This window comes from Microbacterium sp. GCS4 (genome assembly GCF_001262495.1).
In the GTDB taxonomy this organism is placed as follows: domain Bacteria; phylum Actinomycetota; class Actinomycetes; order Actinomycetales; family Microbacteriaceae; genus Microbacterium.
Genome location: NZ_LGYE01000001.1, coordinates 1 through 17,348 on the forward strand (window position 1 = coordinate 1; position 17,348 = coordinate 17,348).

At 68.1% G+C, this 17,348-nt stretch carries 14 protein-coding genes and 1 pseudogene; 8 read left to right on the forward strand and 7 right to left on the reverse strand.

What is annotated here, in order from left to right; all coding sequences use genetic code 11:
* The 3 genes from AKH00_RS00005 to AKH00_RS00015 form a co-directional block, all read left to right on the forward strand.
* Nucleotides 1–255, forward strand: a 255-nt coding sequence (locus AKH00_RS00005; RefSeq protein ID WP_050720696.1) for an HNH endonuclease, incomplete at its 5' end; no start/stop codon positions are given.
* Nucleotides 256–307: 52 nt separating this feature from the next.
* Entirely contained in the window at nt 308–1,351 is a 1,044-nt protein-coding gene (gene holA / locus AKH00_RS00010; protein ID WP_050720697.1) for a DNA polymerase III subunit delta, read from the forward strand.
* Entirely contained in the window at nt 1,348–2,043 is a 696-nt protein-coding gene (locus AKH00_RS00015; protein WP_050720698.1) for a histidine phosphatase family protein, read from the forward strand. Before holA ends, AKH00_RS00015 begins: the two co-directional genes overlap by 4 nt.
* Before the next feature lie 97 nt (nt 2,044–2,140).
* On the opposite strand, the gene rpsT is transcribed toward AKH00_RS00015, so the two are convergent.
* Entirely contained in the window at nt 2,141–2,401 is a 261-nt protein-coding gene (gene rpsT, locus AKH00_RS00020; protein ID WP_050720699.1) for a 30S ribosomal protein S20, read from the reverse strand.
* Between the two features lie 227 nt (nt 2,402–2,628).
* On the opposite strand from rpsT, the gene AKH00_RS00025 reads away from it, so the two are divergent.
* The gene (locus tag AKH00_RS00025) at nt 2,629–3,876 is read left to right on the forward strand and encodes an MFS transporter (RefSeq protein WP_050720700.1); all 1,248 of its coding nucleotides are present in this window, start codon (nt 2,629–2,631) and stop codon (nt 3,874–3,876) included.
* On the opposite strand, the gene AKH00_RS00030 is transcribed toward AKH00_RS00025, so the two are convergent.
* Entirely contained in the window at nt 3,848–4,597 is a 750-nt protein-coding gene (locus AKH00_RS00030; RefSeq protein ID WP_050720701.1) for an alpha/beta fold hydrolase, read from the reverse strand. The genes AKH00_RS00025 and AKH00_RS00030 overlap by 29 nt on opposite strands.
* A 229-nt stretch (nt 4,598–4,826) precedes the next feature.
* Here AKH00_RS00030 and AKH00_RS00035 point away from each other — a divergent pair, with 229 nt between their 5' ends.
* Nucleotides 4,827–6,131 carry an MFS transporter gene (locus tag AKH00_RS00035; protein WP_161804366.1) on the forward strand — a complete coding sequence of 435 codons (1,305 nt, stop codon included), beginning with the start codon at nt 4,827–4,829 and terminating at the stop codon, nt 6,129–6,131.
* A gap of 59 nt (nt 6,132–6,190) precedes the next feature.
* On the opposite strand, the gene AKH00_RS00040 is transcribed toward AKH00_RS00035, so the two are convergent.
* From AKH00_RS00040 to AKH00_RS00055, 4 genes are all read right to left on the reverse strand, one after another.
* Nucleotides 6,191–7,903, reverse strand: coding sequence for an ABC transporter family substrate-binding protein (locus tag AKH00_RS00040; protein WP_050720703.1), 1,713 nt, complete (start codon nt 7,901–7,903; stop codon nt 6,191–6,193).
* 117 nt (nt 7,904–8,020) lie between these two features.
* On the reverse strand, nt 8,021–9,952 hold the full coding sequence (locus AKH00_RS00045; protein WP_050720704.1) for an ABC transporter ATP-binding protein: 1,932 nt from the start codon (nt 9,950–9,952) through the stop codon (nt 8,021–8,023).
* The gene (locus tag AKH00_RS00050) at nt 9,949–10,875 is read right to left on the reverse strand and encodes an ABC transporter permease (protein WP_050720705.1); all 927 of its coding nucleotides are present in this window, start codon (nt 10,873–10,875) and stop codon (nt 9,949–9,951) included. Before AKH00_RS00050 ends, AKH00_RS00045 begins: the two co-directional genes overlap by 4 nt.
* Nucleotides 10,875–11,858, reverse strand: coding sequence for an ABC transporter permease (locus AKH00_RS00055; RefSeq protein WP_050720706.1), 984 nt, complete (start codon nt 11,856–11,858; stop codon nt 10,875–10,877). The genes AKH00_RS00050 and AKH00_RS00055 overlap by 1 nt, the downstream gene beginning before the upstream one ends.
* Before the next feature lie 240 nt (nt 11,859–12,098).
* Here AKH00_RS00055 and lepA point away from each other — a divergent pair, with 240 nt between their 5' ends.
* The 3 genes from lepA to hemW are packed head-to-tail and all read left to right on the forward strand — an operon-like array spanning nt 12,099 to nt 15,877.
* The gene (gene lepA, locus AKH00_RS00060; protein WP_050720707.1) at nt 12,099–13,952 is read left to right on the forward strand and encodes a translation elongation factor 4; all 1,854 of its coding nucleotides are present in this window, start codon (nt 12,099–12,101) and stop codon (nt 13,950–13,952) included.
* 52 nt (nt 13,953–14,004) lie between these two features.
* Nucleotides 14,005–14,658, forward strand: coding sequence for a DUF1990 family protein (locus AKH00_RS00065; RefSeq protein ID WP_050721952.1), 654 nt, complete (start codon nt 14,005–14,007; stop codon nt 14,656–14,658).
* Between the two features lies 1 nt (nt 14,659).
* The gene (hemW, locus tag AKH00_RS00070) at nt 14,660–15,877 is read left to right on the forward strand and encodes a radical SAM family heme chaperone HemW (RefSeq protein WP_050720708.1); all 1,218 of its coding nucleotides are present in this window, start codon (nt 14,660–14,662) and stop codon (nt 15,875–15,877) included.
* 43 nt (nt 15,878–15,920) lie between these two features.
* Here hemW and AKH00_RS00075 read toward each other — a convergent pair.
* Nucleotides 15,921–17,344 (reverse strand): annotated as a pseudogene (locus AKH00_RS00075) (carboxylesterase/lipase family protein).
* Nucleotides 17,345–17,348 lie beyond the last annotated feature (4 nt).

Here is a 17,348-nt window from a genome sequence, read left to right on the forward strand (position 1 = left end):
ATGTGCGGACTCCCACCCCAGATGACCAAAGCCCACCACCTGCGATGGTGGCACCGCGACACCGGACCCACAGACCTCGACAACGGGGTACTGCTGTGCGAATCGTGTCACCACCGCATACACGACAACGGATGGGACATCCGCACCGACGGCACCGGAATCCGGGCGCGGGTGTGGCTCATCCCACCCGCCACGATCGACCCCACCCGCACCCCACGCCTCGGCGGACGCGCCCGCTACGACATCGCCGCCTGACCGCGCGCGGGAAGCCGCGCTGCCTGTCCGACGCCCCGGGTAGGCTGAGAGCATGGCTGCTCCGCGTTCTTCGTCCCGAGGAGGAGCCGCGTCGTCCAAGATCCCGCAGGTGTCCTGGCGCGACCCTCGTCCCGCACCGCTCGTGCTCGTCTCCGGTCCCGAAGAGGTCTGCGCCGAGCGGGCCATCGCGGGAGTCCGCGACTATCTTCGCGCCGAAGACCCGGCGCTCGAGGTGACCGACGTCCGGGCCGACGACTACGCCCCGGGCACACTGCTGTCGCTCACCTCGCCCTCCCTGTTCGGCGAGCCCCGCCTCGTCCGGGTCTCCGGGGTCGAGAAATGCTCGGACGCGTTCCTCCAAGAGGCGGTCTCCTACCTGGAGCACCCACAAGAGGGGGCGACCGTCATCCTCCGGCATACCGGCGCGAGCGTCCGCGGCAAGAAGCTGCTCGACGCTCTGCGGTCCGGCACCGGCGAAGGGATCGAGATCGCCTGCCCGGCGATCAAACGCGACGGTGACCGGGTCGATTTCGCCGCCGGAGAGTTCAAGGCCGCGAAGAAGCGCATCGCCCCGCCGGCCCTCCGCGCACTCGTCTCCGCCTTCGCTGACGACCTCACCGAGCTCGCCGCGGCGTGCCAGCAGCTCATCGGCGACGTCGAAGGCGACGTGACCGAAGAACTCATCACCAAGTACTACGGCGGCCGTGTCGAGGTCTCCGCCTTCGTGGTTGCCGACACCGCGATCGCGGGACGCTACGGAGAAGCCCTCGTCGCGCTGCGCCACGCCCTCGCCTCCGGCGCGGACCCCGTGCCGATGGTCGCCGCCTTCGCGATGAAGCTGCGTACCATGGCGCGCGTCGCCGGCAACCGCGAACCCAGCCGCCAGCTCGCTCAGCGGCTCGGCATGAAGGACTGGCAGGTCGACCGCGCGCGCCGCGACCTCGCAGGCTGGAACGAGTACTCCCTCGGCCTCGCCATCCAGGCCACCGCCCGCGCCGACGCCGAGGTCAAGGGCGCAGCACGCGACCCCATCTTCGCCCTCGAGCGGATGCTCACGGTCATCGCCACCCGCCAGCCCTTCGGAAGGGAACCATGAAGCTGCTGCTCATCCGCCACGGCCAGACCCCGAGCAACGTGATCGGCGCGCTCGACACGGCGCGCCCCGGACCTGGTCTCACCGGCCTCGGACACGCGCAGGCCGCTGCGATTCCAGCGGCGCTGCAGGGGGAGCGCATCGACGCGATCTACGCCTCGCCTCTTGTGCGCACGCAGCTCACCGCCGCCCCGCTCGCCGAGGACCGCTCTCTCGACGTCCAGGTGGTCGAAGGGCTGGAGGAGATCTCCGCCGGCGACTGGGAGATGCACAGCGATCGTGAAGCGGTCGAGGGCTACGTCCGCACGGCACGCCGATGGCTCACAGGCGACGTCGACGTCACGATCGAAGGCGGCGAGAGCGGTACGGAGTTCTTCGCACGCTACGACGCGGCGATCGACGCCATCGCCTCGAACCACCAGGACGGCGCAGTCGTGGTCGTCAGCCACGGCGCGGCGATCCGAGTGTGGGCGGCAGCCCGCCTGCAGGGGATCGACCTCGACGACGCCGCGCACTGGCGGCTGTACAACACCGGTATGGCCGTGCTCGACGGCGACCCGGACGCCGGCTGGCAGCTCGTGTCGTGGCACCAGGACCCGCTGGGAGGGGCTGATCTCGAAGACCCCGAGGCACTCGACGTTCCCGCCGAGCCCGTCGGTGAGCCCGGCGACCCCGTCGAGACTCCGACCGGCTGAGAAGCCGCGCAGGCGGCAGCCCGCATACCGCCAGAACGAAGACAGAAACAGGAAGGGCCCGTCTCGACGAGACGGGCCCTTCCTGTGTGATCTGAGCTCAGAGAGCGGCGACCTGCTTGGCGATGGCCGACTTGCGGTTCGCTGCCTGGTTCTGGTGGATGACGCCCTTGCTGACGGCCTTGTCGAGCTTGCGGGACGCGGTCTTCAGTGCGGCCTCGGCTGCGGCCTTGTCGCCCGAGGCGACGGCGGTGCGGGCGGCGCGGACGTGCGTCTTGAGCTCGCTCTTCACGGCCTTGTTGCGCTCGTGAGCCTTCTCGTTGGTCTTGTTGCGCTTGATCTGCGACTTGATGTTTGCCACGTGTGGACGCTTTCTGTACAGGGATTGTTCGGAATGCCGGCAGAAGAAGAGGGCTTCCGCACGGCGGTCGTGAGGGAAGAACCCACACGCAAGCCAAGAGTCGAGTCTACCAGCAGACGAGCCGTTCCCCCTAAACGGGGACCGACGGGTGCACAATCGACCTTATCCGCACCCCGCCGCGCCGCCCGCACGGCCCGATTCTCACGACGCCGATGTCAAGGAGTGCCATGACCGATCGCCCTGCAACGAGCGCGCACGACACCGCCTCCGCGCGCGTGGGCGCCCGATGGATGGCGGTGTTCACCCTCGCCTGGCTCGCCATCTGGACGGTCCAGCTCACCCCCGTGCAGCTGCTTCTCCCGCTGCAGCTCGACACCCCCGAGGACGACTGGATCCGCGGGGTCGTGTCCTCGGGGTTCGTCCTCGGACTCGGCGGGCTCGCCGGCATCGTCGCGGGCCCCGTCGCCGGGGCGCTGTCCGATCGCGCAGGTGCAGGCAGGCGACGTCGACGCCCCTGGGCGCTCGGAGGCGTGCTGCTCACCGCAGCATGCCTGGTCGTCACGGGGTTCTCGGAGGGACCGTGGGGCGTGGGACTCGCATGGCTCGGCGTCTCGGTGGGCGTCGCGGTCTCCTCCGCCGCGTTCACCGCGCTCATCGCCGACCAGCTCCCCGTGACGCAGCGTGGCGCCGCGTCCGCCGCGGTCGGATCGAGCCAGGCCGTCGGCATCGTGCTCGGCGTGGGGCTGGTCGTGCTCCTCGGTCTCGGCATCCGCGAGGGATACATCCTGCTGGCGCTGGTCATCGCCGTCGTCGGCGCGGCCGCCGCCCTGCTGCTGCCCGACCCGCCCGCGGAGGCCCGACTCGTGCCGGAGCGCCGACGCTCCCGGCATCCGCTCGCCTCTCTGCGCGACCGCGACTTCGCCTGGATGCTGTCGGGGCGACTGGTCACGAACATCGGCAACGCGCTCGGCACCGCGCTCTTCCTCTTCTACCTCCTGCACGGGCTCGACCAGGATTCGTCGACCGCACAGGACAACCTGCTCCTGCTGATCGTGGTCTACACGGTGTTCGTCGTGCTCGCGTCGGTCGTCACGGGGATCGTGTCGGATCGGACCGGGAACCGTCGCACGCTCACGGTCGCCGCGACGCTCGTGCAGGCTGCGTCCGGCGTCGTCATCGCCGTCATCCCGTCGTTCGAGGCGACGCTGATCGCCGCCGCACTGATGGGCCTCGGCTATGGAGCATTCTCGACCGTGGGGCTCGCGTTCGCCGCCGACCTGCTTCCCGACGAGAAGGATCACGCCCGAGATCTCGGCGTCGTCACGGTGACGGCCGCGTTGGGACAGCTGATCGGTCCGGTACTGGGAGCCGGGCTCGTCGCCCTCGCCGGCGGGTTCTGGCTCGTGTTCGTCGCTGCGGCCGTGCTCTCGGTCGTCGGAGGAGTCCTCACGTCGCGGGCGCGCCAGCGACGCTGACCCCACCGGCCTCGACCGTCGCGATGCCGAGCCGCAGTACGGAGTTGAACACGTCCGGCCGCATGGCGGTGACGAGGTGCGAGGTGCGCGGCACGACGATGAGCTCGGCGTGCGGCGCGAGCCGCTGGAACAGCGCCTCGTTGATGCGCAGCTGGTCGTACTGCCCGTTCACGAACCAGAGGGGGATCTCGATCCGCGCCACGGCGGTCGCGAGGTCGAGCGCCGAGAGCGCGGCGAGGGCGATGTCCTGCGTGTCGAGCGCATAGCCTCCGGCGGCGAAGTCGGGTCGGGTCTCGAGCGGGATCGTCGCCTCGAGGATGCGCTCGGTCAGCCACAGTCCGCGGTCCGGCAGTCGGTCGACCAGGCGGGCGATCGTCCGATAGGCGCGGAGACCGGCGCCGTGGGGGAGCGCGGTGCAGGAGGCCGCGATCAGCGCGGCGACCGGGGGCTTCTGCGCACCGCCCACATACGCGAGTGTGAGGAGACCGCCCATCGAGTGCCCGACGAGCAGCACCGGTCCCCGCGAGGCGGCGTCGCGGACGGCGGCGTCGATCGTGTGCAGCGCCTCGTGCAGTGTGAAGTCCTCCGCCATGCGCGTGCCGTGCCCAGGCAGGTCGACTGCGGCGACGGGGATACCGGCGGCTTCGAGGAACGCGACCTGAGACCGCCACATCGTCGCGGACGTGCGGATGCCGTGCACGAGGACGACCTGGACTGTCACGACTTCAGCCTAGAAGTGTCGAAGCTGAAAGCGGCGAGACGTGCAGGAATCTCGGAGCACCGGTATTCAGCTGAGTGATGCATTGTCGCAGCGAGCTGTGCCCAGAAGAATCGGATCTCAAGTCCCATCTGAACGACAAAACGCCGCATATGACTATTGCAGCGCGACCAGGGACAAACCGCTCCGGAGGCGAATCATGCGCGAGCGGTTGAGTGAACGGAGACGATCTGTGACCGAGTCGACACCTGTGGGCCCGGCCGCGGACGACGGGCAGAACGCCGAATCACGTCGGCGCCTGTGGGGCTCCCGCGAGTATCGGGCCTGGTTCGCCAGTGACTCTCTGAGCCAGATCGGGACGTTCGTGGGCGGCTTCGCCTTCACACTGCTGGGGTTCCACGTGACCGGCGACGTTCTCCTCGCGGGTGTCGTCGGGTCGATCGCCGCGCTTGCTCAGTGCCTCGCGCTGCTCCCCGGCGGCGTCCTCATCGACCGCGTCGACCGTCGGCGTCTGCTGCTCGTCTCCGGTGCGGTGGCCGCCGCCGTGTGGGCGATGACAGCGGCGCTGCTCCTCACGGGCGCCATGACCGCGGCCGTGCTCATGGTCCTGGCCGCGGCGTCCGGCCTAGTCACCGGAGCGTTGGAGAACCTCAGCGACGCCATGCTGCCGCAGGTCGTCCCCGGCGACCTGCTCCCCGCGGCGACGGCGGCGAACGAGGGCAGGGATGCCGGGCTCCAGCTCGGCGCCGCGCCCCTGTCCGGCCTGCTCTTCGGCGTGCATCCGGTCCTGCCGTTTGTGGTGTCCGCGGTCGCGCGCGTCGGGCAGTTCTTCGCCGCGTTGTCGCTGCGGGGCGACTACGCCGCGGAGCGCGGGCTGGACGGAACCCGCCGCTGGACGGCAGGGATCCGCTGGCTGATCCGCTGGGGTCAGCCGCGCACCCTCGTGCTGCTCGTCGCCGGAGTGAACGTCGCCCTGGCGATGTGCGGTACCGCGATCATCCTCAGCCAGCAGGCTCGCGGCACCGCGGCCTGGCAGATCGGCCTGATCCAGACCTTCCAGGGAGTCGGTGTGCTGCTCGGCGCGGTGCTGCTGATGGGAGTGATGCCGCGTCTCAGCGGAGCGTGGATCATCCGCTGTGCGGTCGTGGCCATGGGGATCGCGGTGGGAGCCGCGGCCTTCACACAGGACATGTGGACCATCGCCGTCATCGGGTTGCTCGCGTCGCTGCCCATAATCCCGCTCAACGCCGTGCAGGGGGCCTACGTCTCCCTACTGATACCCAACCGTCTGCGTGGTCGTGTGCTCGCCGCGACCGCGCTCGTGACCGCGGTGCTCGCAGCGCCCGCGTCAGCCCTCGCCGGCATCCTGCTGGAACTCTTCGGCTATCCGGCTGCGATCGTCACGGCTGCGGCGATACTCCTCGGCGTCGGGGCGATCGCGATCTGCTCCCGGTCGGTGGGCTCGGTTCCCCGTGCAAGCGACTTCGACGATTGCGTGCCCCTCGAAGAGACCGGCACCAAAGCCGATCCGTCCTGACATACGAAGCGGGGCCGGTGGTTGCCCACCGACCCCGCTCCCGTACTCAGGACGAGTGCTTACTTCTCGTAGCCCACGTTCTCCACCGGCGTGATGCCGAAGAGGTCGAGACCCACGTAGGGCTCGGGCGTGAGGTTGGCGAGGCCTTCCTTGACGGTCCAGATCTCCGGGCCGTTGAGGACCGGGATGATGCCCCAGGTCTTCGCGAAGATCTCGGACTCCATCTCCATGGCCTTCTTGGTCTGCTCCACGGGGTCGGAGATGGTCTCCAGCTCCTCGTGGATCATCTTGTCGATCTCCTCGGTGCCGGTGCCCGACAGGTTCAGGCCGCTGTCCGAGCAGTACAGCTGGCAGAACCAGGCAGCACCGAACGGGTCGGACGACGTGAAGTTCAGGAAGAAGATGTCACCGTTCTGCGTGGTGTAGTCCTCAGCGAAGTCGGCAGACGGACGGGTGTCGATCGTGACCTCCACGCCGACCTCCTTGAGCTGCGCCTGCACGGCCAACGAACGGGCGCGAGCGGTCTCCGTGTCGGAGTGCACCGGGAAGACGAGCGACAGGCGCACGCCGTCCTTCTCACGGATGCCGTCGGAACCGGGAACCCAGCCGGCCTCATCGAGGAGCTTGTTGGCGCCCTCGGTGTCGCCGTCCTTGCGGCCGGCCTCTTCCAGCGCGTTCACGTAGTTCGGCTGGAACGAGAACAGCGTGAGGGACCCGGCGGGCTCCTCGGTGTAGTTCAGGCCGTTGAAGACGATGTCCTTGACCTGCTCGATGCTGATCGCCTCGAAGACGGCCTTGCGGACCTCGAGCTCCGACAGGGCCGGGTTCGTCGAGTTCAGCGTGAAGATCGCGTTCGCGGTCGCCTGGCCCTTGTAGGTCTTGACGCCGTCGAGGCCCTCGACCTGGGCGAGCAGCTCGGCGCTGCCGGTCTCGGCCATGTCGACCTCGCCGTTGCGCAGAGCGTTGACCGCGGCGGTCGGCTCCATCTGGATGAAGGTCACCTTGTCGAGGAGCGGAGCGTTGCCCCACCACTTCTCGTTCGGGACCAGGGTGACGACGCCACCGGTCTTGTCGTAGTCCTCGACCGTGTAGGGGCCGGCTGCCCACTCCGGGTGCCAGTCACCGAGGAACGCGGTGTTGAAGAGCTCCGGGGTGTTGACGGCCGGGTGCAGAAGCTGCGAGTAGACCATCTCGGGCCAGGCGAACTCGCCCTTGAAGGTGACGATGACGTCGCGGTCGTTCTCGCCGGCCTCGACGGACTCGATCTCCTTCCAGCCGTCGGTCGCGTTCGGCTGGTACTCCTCGTTGGTGCCGTTGTTGGCTTCCCACGTGGCCTTGAACGCGGTGACGTCGATCGGCGTCCCGTCGTTCCAGACGGCCTTCTCGTTGACCTTGAAATGCAGGACGGTCTTGCCCTCCTCGACACCGAAGGAGTAGTCGTCGAGGTACGCGTCGTTCTTCTTGACAGTGCCGTCCGGATCCATGAGCAGGATCTGCGGGCGGAACCACGTGCCGATCTGCGTGACGCGCGCGTCGCCATCGCTGTGGAAGTAGTTCAGCTGCTCGGCGATGTTCGAGACGGGGATGCGGAGTTCCCCGCCCTCTGCGAGGTTCTCGCGCGGCTGCGGGTTGTAGTCCGCGCCTTCGACGGTCTGGGCCTCGCCCTGGTCGCCTGTGCTGCCACCGTTGCCTGCCGGCGCACAACCGCTCATGACGAGTGCGAAGGCGGCGCCGAGAGCAGCGATGCCCATCAGCTTCTGATGCCGTTTCATGGTACTCCTTAGTGCCTGTCGGCCTTACTTGGGATGAGGGCAGAATAACTCCGCGCCTCGCGGGCGAAAGCACTTGTGCACAGATTCGTTACCGGACTGTGCACAAGTGATTCATCGTTAACTGGCAGGGACGGCCTGCGCATCGAAGCCTTCGACGGGCAGGATGATCCGCTCGCGTGTGCGCTCGATGTCGGGGTCGGGGATCGGGATCGCCGACAGCAGCGCCTTCGTGTACGGATGCTGAGGGGCGTCGAACACCTGGTCCACGTCGCCGTGCTCCACGAATTCGCCCTTGTACATGACGGCGACGCGGTCGGCGATGTGCCGGACGACCGCGAGGTCGTGCGCGACGAAGAGGTACGACAGGCCCATCTTCGCCTTGAGTTCGTCGAGCAGGTTGATGACGCCGGCCTGGATCGACACGTCGAGCGCCGAGACGGGCTCGTCGAGCACGACGACCTTCGGGTTGGTCGACAGAGCGCGGGCGATGCCGATGCGCTGACGCTGACCGCCCGAGAACGCCTGGGGGAAGCGGTCGCTGTGCGCCGGATCGAGACCGACCAGGCCCATGAGCTCCTCGACCCGGTCGAACACGTCGTCGCGGCTCATTCCGATCGCGAACATGGGCTCGGCGATGATGTCCCACACGGTCATGCGCGGGTCAAGAGCGCCCATGGGGTCCTGGAACACGATCTGGAGGTCACGACGGAGCTTGCGCTCCTCGGCGCGGCTCTTGATGTCGGAGACGCTGGTCCCGCCGATGCGGATGTCACCGTCCTCCTGCTTCACGAGATCCATGATCTGCAGCAGCGTGGTCGTCTTGCCGCTGCCGGACTCGCCGACGATCGCGAGGGTCTCTCCCTGCCGCACGTCGAAGCTGATGCCCTTGACGGCGTGCACTTCCCCGACCTTGCGCTTGAACAGCGCACCCTTCATGAGGGGGAAGGTCTTGTTGAGGTTGATCGCCTGCAGCGTGATCGGGCGCTCCTCGCGGGGCACCTTGGTGAGACTGCTCTCGGGCACCTCGGGGGCGGGGAACACCGGCAGGCCGCCGATCGTGCCGTCGTCGTCGATGTCCTCGGCGCGGATGCACGCCACGGTGTGGTTCGCGTGACCCTCGGTCGAGATCGGGAGCAGCTCGGGCTCGCCCTGCCGGCACGCGTCGATCGCGATCGGGCACCGTGCCGCGAACGGGCACGCGTCCGGGAGGTTGATCAGCAGCGGGGGATTGCCCTTGATCGGGATCAGCGGCACCTTCTCCGTCTTGTCGACGCGAGGGATCGCGCCGAGCAGACCGATCGAGTACGGCATCCGCGTCCGGTAGAAGAGCTCGCGCACCGGCGCGTGCTCGACGGGCTTGCCCGCGTACATCACCAGCACGTCGTCGGCGGTCTTCGCGACCACGCCCATGTCGTGCGTGATCATGATCATGGCGGCGCCGGTCTCCTTCTGCGCCGTCGCCATCAGCTCGAGGATCTGCGCCTGGATCGTCACGTCGAGCGCCGTGGTGGGCTCGTCGGCGATGATCAGCTTGGGGTCGTTCGCCATCGCGATCGCGATCACGACACGCTGGCGCATGCCCCCGGAGAACTCGTGCGGGAAGGACTTCATGCGCCGCTCGGGCTCGGGGATGCCGACGAGCTTCAAGAGCTCGACGGAGCGGTCCCAGGCATCCTTGTTCGACAGCCGCCGGTGCACCGTGAGCGCTTCGATGAGCTGGTCGCCCACCGTGAAGACCGGGGTGAGGGAGGTCAGCGGGTCCTGGAAGACCATCGCCATGCCGTTGCCGCGGATGACGGAGAGCTGCTTGTCCGACTTGCCGATGAGCTCCTGGCCGTCGTAGACGATCGACCCGGTGACCTTGGCGTTCTCGTCGAGCAGGCCCATGATCGCGAGCGAGGTGACGGACTTGCCCGAGCCGGACTCGCCGACGATGCCGAGCGTCTTGCCGGCCTCGAGGTCGAAGGAGACGCCACGGACGGCATCCACTCGACCGGCCTCGGACGGGAAGCTGACCTTGAGGTCGCGGACGGAGAGGACAGTACTCATGCGCGACCTCCAGCCGCGGAGGTCGGGTCGAGGGCGTCGCGCAGACCGTCGGCGATGAGCGCCATCGACACGGTGAGCAGCGTGAGCGCCGCAGCGGGGAAGTAGAACAGCCAGGGCGCGCTCACGAGAGTGCTGGAGCCGTAGCCGATCAGCGCACCCAGGGACACGTCCGGCAGCTTCACACCGAAGCCGAGGAACGACAGTGCGGTCTCGGTCAGAACGGCCGACACGACGCCGAGGGTGAAGTTGATGACCAGCAGCGAGCCGATGTTCGGCAGCATATGCCGGATGACGACGCGCATGCCGGAGAGCCCCGCGTAACGAGCCGCGTGCACGTACTCACGCTCGCGGATCGACAGCGACAGCGTCCAGATGATGCGAGCGGGGAAGAACCACCCCACGATGAAGATCATCACGAGCGAGATCACGAGCCAGTTTCCGCCGGCGTCGTTCGAGATCATCGCGAGGATCAGGAAGTTCGGAACCACCATCATGAAGTGGATGATCGCGAGCATGATGCGCTCGTAGGCTCCGCCGAAGTAGGCGGCCGTGGTTCCGACGATGGCCGAGACCACGGTGGTCCCTACCGCGACGAGTGCGGCGATCATCATGGATCGCTGCAGCCCCACGGCGACCTGGGCGAAGTTGTCGTTGCCGGACCCGTTCGTACCGAACCAGTGCTCCGCCGACGGTCCCTTGCGCAGAGCCAGGAAGTCGAGGTCGGTGTGGCTGTACGGCGCGATCAGCGGACCGATCACGGCGAACAGCACAAGAAGGGCCAGGATGACGATGCCGATGACGGCGCCGCGGTTGCGCATGAAGCGTCGCGTGTAGAGCGACAGCATCGTGGTCCGCTTGCGGCTCCTCGGCTTCTCCGGCTTCTCCGCGATTTCGGGGGATACCCCGATGGTTTCCAGGGACATCAGCTCACCCGCACTCTCGGATCGAGGACGACGACGGCGACATCGGCGAGGATCGCGCCGATCGCGGTCATCAGGGCGCCGAAGGCCGCGACCGCGACGACGCCGTGAATGTCGTTGTTGTTGAGGGTCGTGATGAAGTACCGACCCATGCCGTTCCAGTTGAAGATCGTCTCCGTCAGGACCGCGCCCGTGAATACGGCCGGGATCGTGAAGGCGACCTGCGTCGTGACGGGGATGAGCGACGTGCGCAGTGCGTGCTTGCGGATCGCCTGCTGCTTCGTGAGGCCCTTCGCGCGCGCGGTGCGCACGTAGTCGGCCTTGATGTTGTCGAGCAGCAGCGACCGCTGCAGGAAGTGGATCTGCGCGTAGCCCGTGATCACGAGGCCCAAGGTCGGCAGGGCCAGATGCTGAAGCGCGTCGAGGAGAACGGGGAAGAAGCCTTGGACACCCGGACTGGACGACCCTGTCACGTAGAACACCGTGGTGCCCACGGCATTGTTGAACCCGATCGCGAGCAGCACGAGCGCGAAGCCCGCCACGACCGTCGGGATGTTCATCGTGATGATGCTCGTGCCCTGGCCGATGCGGTCCGCGAGCTTGTACTGCCGTGACGCCGTGTACACACCGAGCGCGATGCCGAGGACCGTCGTGAGGATCGTGGCACCGAGCACCAGCTCGGCACTGACCCAGACGCGGTAGGCGACCTGCTCGTTGACCGACTCGCCGGTCGGGCCCAGACCCCAGTCCCAGCGGAACAGGATGCCCGAGAACCAGGTCCACCAGCGCTCGATGAGCGGTACGGACTCGCTGAGGTTGCGCGGGCGCAGGAGGTTGTCGATCTGATCGGCGGAGAGCGGGGGCCGCCGTCCGACGTAGTTGTTCTCCGGATCGAGATACAGCCAGGCGAGGAAGTAGGTGATATTCGTCGCGATGACGATCATCATCAACCACCCCAGCAGGCGGCGCACGAGATACTTGATCAAGGTGTTGATTCTTTCTCTTTTACAGACGCGCGCGGGATCTGCCGACGCAACGCTGAGCCGGAAAGACAGTCAATCACCATCTGCCGATCTGCGCGACACGACACCTGCACCTTGTCTGTGACGGAGTCTTATCGCTCACGGGATCCGGTGTCACGGATTGCTCCCGGGCAACTTCGCGAGAATATCACCGGATCCGCCGAATCGGGCATTAGCCTCCCCTCACCGTAGAATCGTCGGGACATGTCACCACGCGCTCTCACTCCGCTTCAGCCTGCCGCGACGCCTGCGACGCAGATCCGCAACTTCTGCATCATCGCGCACATCGACCACGGCAAGTCGACCCTGGCCGACCGCATGCTCCAGATCACCGGCGTGGTCTCCGATCGCGACATGAGGGCCCAGTATCTGGACCGCATGGACATCGAGCGCGAGCGCGGTATCACCATCAAGAGCCAGGCCGTGCGGATGCCGTGGGAGCTGGAGGGTGAGACCTTCGCGCTCAACATGATCGACACCCCGGGGCACGTCGACTTCACGTACGAGGTGTCCCGCTCGCTCGCCGCATGCGAGGGCGCGATTCTGCTCGTCGATGCGGCGCAGGGCATCGAGGCCCAGACCCTCGCGAACCTCTACCTCGCTCTCGAGAACGATCTGCACATCATCCCCGTGCTCAACAAGATCGACCTCCCGGCGGCCGACCCCGACAAGTACGCCAAGGAGCTCGCCTCGCTGATCGGCGGCAAGCCGGAGGACGTCCTGCGCGTCTCCGGCAAGACCGGCGTCGGTGTGGAGGAGCTCCTCGACCGGCTCGTGCAGGAGATCCCCGCCCCGGTCGGCGATGCGGATGCTCCGGCCCGTGCCATGATCTTCGACTCGGTGTACGACGCCTACCGCGGTGTCGTCACCTACGTGCGCATGGTCGACGGCAGCCTGTCGCCGCGCGAGCGCATCCAGATGATGTCGACCGGCGCGAACCACGACGCTCTGGAGGTCGGCGTGTCGAGCCCCGAACCGATTCCCACGAAGGGGCTCGGCGTCGGCGAGGTGGGCTACCTCATCACCGGTGTGAAGGACGTGCGCCTGTCGAAGGTCGGCGACACCGTCACTGCAGCGCGCAAGCCGGCGACCGAGGCCCTCGCCGGTTACACCGACCCGAAGCCGATGGTGTTCTCGGGCATCTACCCGATCGACGGCAGCGACTACGCCGAGCTCCGTGAAGCGCTCGACAAGCTCAAGCTCTCCGACGCCTCGCTGCAGTACGAGCCCGAGACCTCGGTCGCCCTCGGCTTCGGCTTCCGCTGCGGCTTCCTGGGGCTCCTCCACCTGGAGATCATCACCGAGCGCCTGTCGCGCGAGTTCGGGCTCGACCTGATCACCACCGCGCCCAGCGTGATCTACGAGGTCCTCACGTCCGACACGGGTGAGACCGTCACCGTCACGAACCCCAGCGAGTACCCCGACGGCCGCATCGGCTCCGTCGCCGAGCCCATGGTGAAGACAGCGATCCTGCTGCCCAAGGACTACGTGGGCACGGTCATGGAGCTGTGCCAGTCTCGCCGTGGCTCTCTGCTCGGCATGGAGTACTTCTCCGAGGAGCGGGTCGAGCTGCGGTACATGATGCCGCTCGGTGAGATCGTGTTCGACTTCTTCGACCAGCTGAAGTCCAAGACCCAGGGCTACGCCTCGCTCGACTACGAGCCCGCAGGCCAGCAGGAGGCCGACCTCGTGAAGGTCGACATCCTGCTGCAGGGCGAGAAGGTCGACGCGTTCAGCTCGATCGTGCACCGCGACAAGGCCTACGCCTACGGCACGATGATGGCCGAGCGGCTGCGCAAGCTCATCCCTCGCCAGCAGTTCGAGGTGCCGATCCAGGCGGCCATCGGCGCGCGGATCATCGCGCGCGAGACCATCCGCGCGATCCGCAAGGACGTCCTCGCGAAGTGCTACGGCGGTGACATCACCCGCAAGCGAAAGCTCCTCGAGAAGCAGAAGGAGGGCAAGAAGCGCATGAAGATGGTGGGTCGCGTCGAGGTCCCCCAGGAGGCGTTCATCGCGGCGCTCTCCGGAGACGTCGAGGGCAAGGACAAGAAGTAGGTGGTCGGTCGACCGGGTGATCGTCCAGGCGACCACGGGTAGGCTGGACGGCATGCGGCGCGGGACTTTCCGAGACGACACGGTTGACTATGCGGCTGTGGGTGCGACCCATGCGCCCGACCTCATGCAGTATCCGCCGGAGCACAGCATCCCGGCGGAGAGTTCGTGGCGCATCGGCAGCGGATCCGAGCGCTTCGAGACCGCGGGCGAGTCGCTGCTCACGTGGACCGCGCAGCGCGCGTCCGGACTCGCCGTCGAGGACGTCCGTCCTGCGCCCGGCCCCGCCTATGCGGGCGTGAGCTTCGACGCGGAGGGCACCCCGATCGCGCCGAGCAAGAACGAGGTCGAGCAGCGCTTCGACGCCGAGGGCACGCCGTTCGCCGGCCCCGGGATGACCCTGCGGGTGCGCGGACGGGTCGGCAGCATGAGCGCCGATGCCGAGCTCCGCGTGATCTCCGTGACCGAGGAGAAGCGACGGGTCGGACTCGTGCTGGGAACGGTCGGCGGATCGGTCGTGCGCGGTGAGGAGTCCTTCGACGTGGAGTGGCGCGAGGACAACGACGAGGTGTGGTTCACGGTGCGCGCCTTCGACGCCCCGAACTCCCTGCTCTACCGCACGATCCCCGCGCTCGTGAAGCGTCGGCGGCGGGAGCTGTTCGCACGCTACCTCCGCGCGATCTCCCCGATGTACGCGACTCCCGTCTGAGATGGCGGGACCCCTTCCCCTCGGCGATCCGGCTCCGGCCGACGGACGGCTCCCCGGAGATCTGCCGATCGACGCGAACGCGCCGTTCTCGGCATACCTGCACGTCCCGTTCTGCAGCGTGCGCTGCGGATACTGCGACTTCAACACCTACACCTCGAACGAGCTGCGGGGCGCGAAGCAGGAGGACTACGCGTCGACGCTGATCACCGAGATCGACCTGGCTCGCCGTGTGCTGACGGATGCCGGGGCGCTGCGCCCCATGGACACGGTGTTCTTCGGCGGGGGCACCCCCACGCTGCTGCCCGCGGGCGACCTGGCCCGCATGCTGGCCGCCGCGACCGACGCGTTCGGCCTGGTGGACGGAGCCGAGGTCACCGTCGAGGCGAACCCCGACACGGTCACGCCCGAGGTCGCCCGAACACTCGCCGACGCGGGTGTGACGCGTCTGTCGATCGGCATGCAGTCGGCCGTGCCGCACGTCCTCGCCGCGCTCGACCGCACGCACCGTCCCGAGAACGTGCGCACCGCGGTGGCCGCGGCGAAGGATGCCGGGCTCGCCGTGAGCGTCGACCTGATCTACGGTGCGCCGAGGGAGTCCCTCGCCGACTGGGAGGCGTCTCTCGACGCCGCGCTCGCGCTGGACTCCGACCACATCTCCGCGTACGCGCTGATCATCGAGGACGGCACGAAGCTCGCGAGACAGATCCGTCGCGGAGAGGTCCCGACCCCCGACGACGACCTGCAGGCGGACATGTACGAGCTGGCGGACGCGCGACTGGCGGCCGCCGGGTACGAGTGGTACGAGGTCAGCAACTGGTCGAAGACCCTCGAGCAGCGGTCACAGCACAACCTCGCGTACTGGCGGGGGAGTGACTGGTGGGGCTTCGGCCCCGGGGCTCACAGCCACGTCGCGGGGCTGCGCTGGTGGAACGTCAAGCATCCGGCGGCGTACGCGCAACGACTTGCGGCCTCCGAGTCCCCGGCCGCGGGCACGGAGCGTCCCGACGAGGAATCGCGGATGCTGGAGCGCATCCTGCTGCTGAGTCGGATCCGCGAGGGCATCGTGACATCCGACCTGCCGGCGGACAAGCGCGGCCGCGTGGCCGGACTCATCGCCGACGGTCTCGTGGAGGGACAGGCCGCGATGCGCGGGCGGGTGCAGCTCACGCTCCGAGGTCGCCTGCTCGCCGACGCGGTCGTGCGCGAGCTCACCGACTGAGAGCGCGCCTCAGCGGCTCCGCGGCTTACGCTCTCGCAGGGACTCAGGGGAGCAGGTCGAGAGCTTCGGTGCGACGCTGCGGACCCGTGGAGCTCTCGGCGTCGAACACCCGGGTCGTGTGCTCCGGGCCGTAGGCCGGCCATCCCGGATCACCCGTCATGATGAACGAGATCCACGCCCGATGCATCTCGTCGGCGAGACGCTGAGGGGCCTCGGCACCGGCGAGACGTGTCGTCTCGGGGTCGTCGAGCCGGTCGAACACGAACCCCAGCTCGAGCGCGTGGGCCGCGCGGAGATCGCGGATCGGACTCGGCCACGCGAACTCGTACACGTAGGTCGGAGCGCGCCGCGCCCGCGCGACACGGGTCAGCGGCGCACGCAGCATGACGTCGGTCGCGAGCTGGCCGAAGATCTCGCCCGTCGACGCACCGGGGAAGGCCCTGCGGTAGGCCGCGACGGCTCGCGCCGGGATCCGCAGCGCCGACCGGGCGAGCAGGAGCTTCAGCCGACCGATGCCGGCGAGCGCATCCGGGGTGAACCACAGCCGATACTCGTCGGTGTTGCTGCCGATGAGCAGCGGTACGTCGATCTCCGGGATCACCACGTGCGGAGAGCGCGGGAGCGAGTCCTCGTCGATCGCGAACTGGAATCCGGGTGCGCCCCCGATCGGAGAGGACCCGGATGCCTGCTCCCGTCGTGCGTTGAGCAGTTGATCGGGGCTCACCCCGAGGAACGACGCGCGGTCCGGGGCGATGCCGAGACGTTTCGCGAGCTGTGCGGTGACGCGTCCCGCCTTCGATGGAGTCTGCGCTGCCAGCGGTCCCGACTCGATGATCGCGCGGGCGACCAACGCACGCGAGTCCGCCCGCGCGAGCAGACCGGCGACGATCGCGCCGCCCGCCGATTCGCCCATCAGGGTGATCTGCGACGGATCGCCGCCGAACGCGGCGATCTCGCGGTGCACCCACTCGAGGCCGGCCGCGGCGTCGAGCAGTCCGAGATTGCTCGGTGCTCCGTCGAGCACCGAGAAGCCCTCCGAACCCAGTCGGTAGTTGATCGAGGCGAACACGACCCCCGCGCGGGCGAACCTGGCCCCGTCGTAGAGCGACAGAGCCGCGGTACCGCGTTCGAGCGCACCGCCGTGGATCCAGAGGACGACCGGCGCTCCTGCAGCGCCCCTCGGCGCCCACACGTTCACGGAGAGGATGTCGTCGCCGGGGATCGCGACCGATCCCAGCAGCTCGCCGATCGCGGCGGGGTACGGATGCTGCGGAGCGGTGGGCCCGAAAGCGGTCGCCTCCCGCACACCGGACCAGGGCTCGCGGGATGCGGCGCCCGGAAGCGGAGATCGCCGAAGGGAGCAGCAGCGTAGGGGATGCCGAGGAAGCGGCGGACACCGTCCACGACTTCCCCGCGCACGATCCCGCTGGACAGGGTGGTGTCGGTGGCATCGCTCATGCTCGTCATCGTA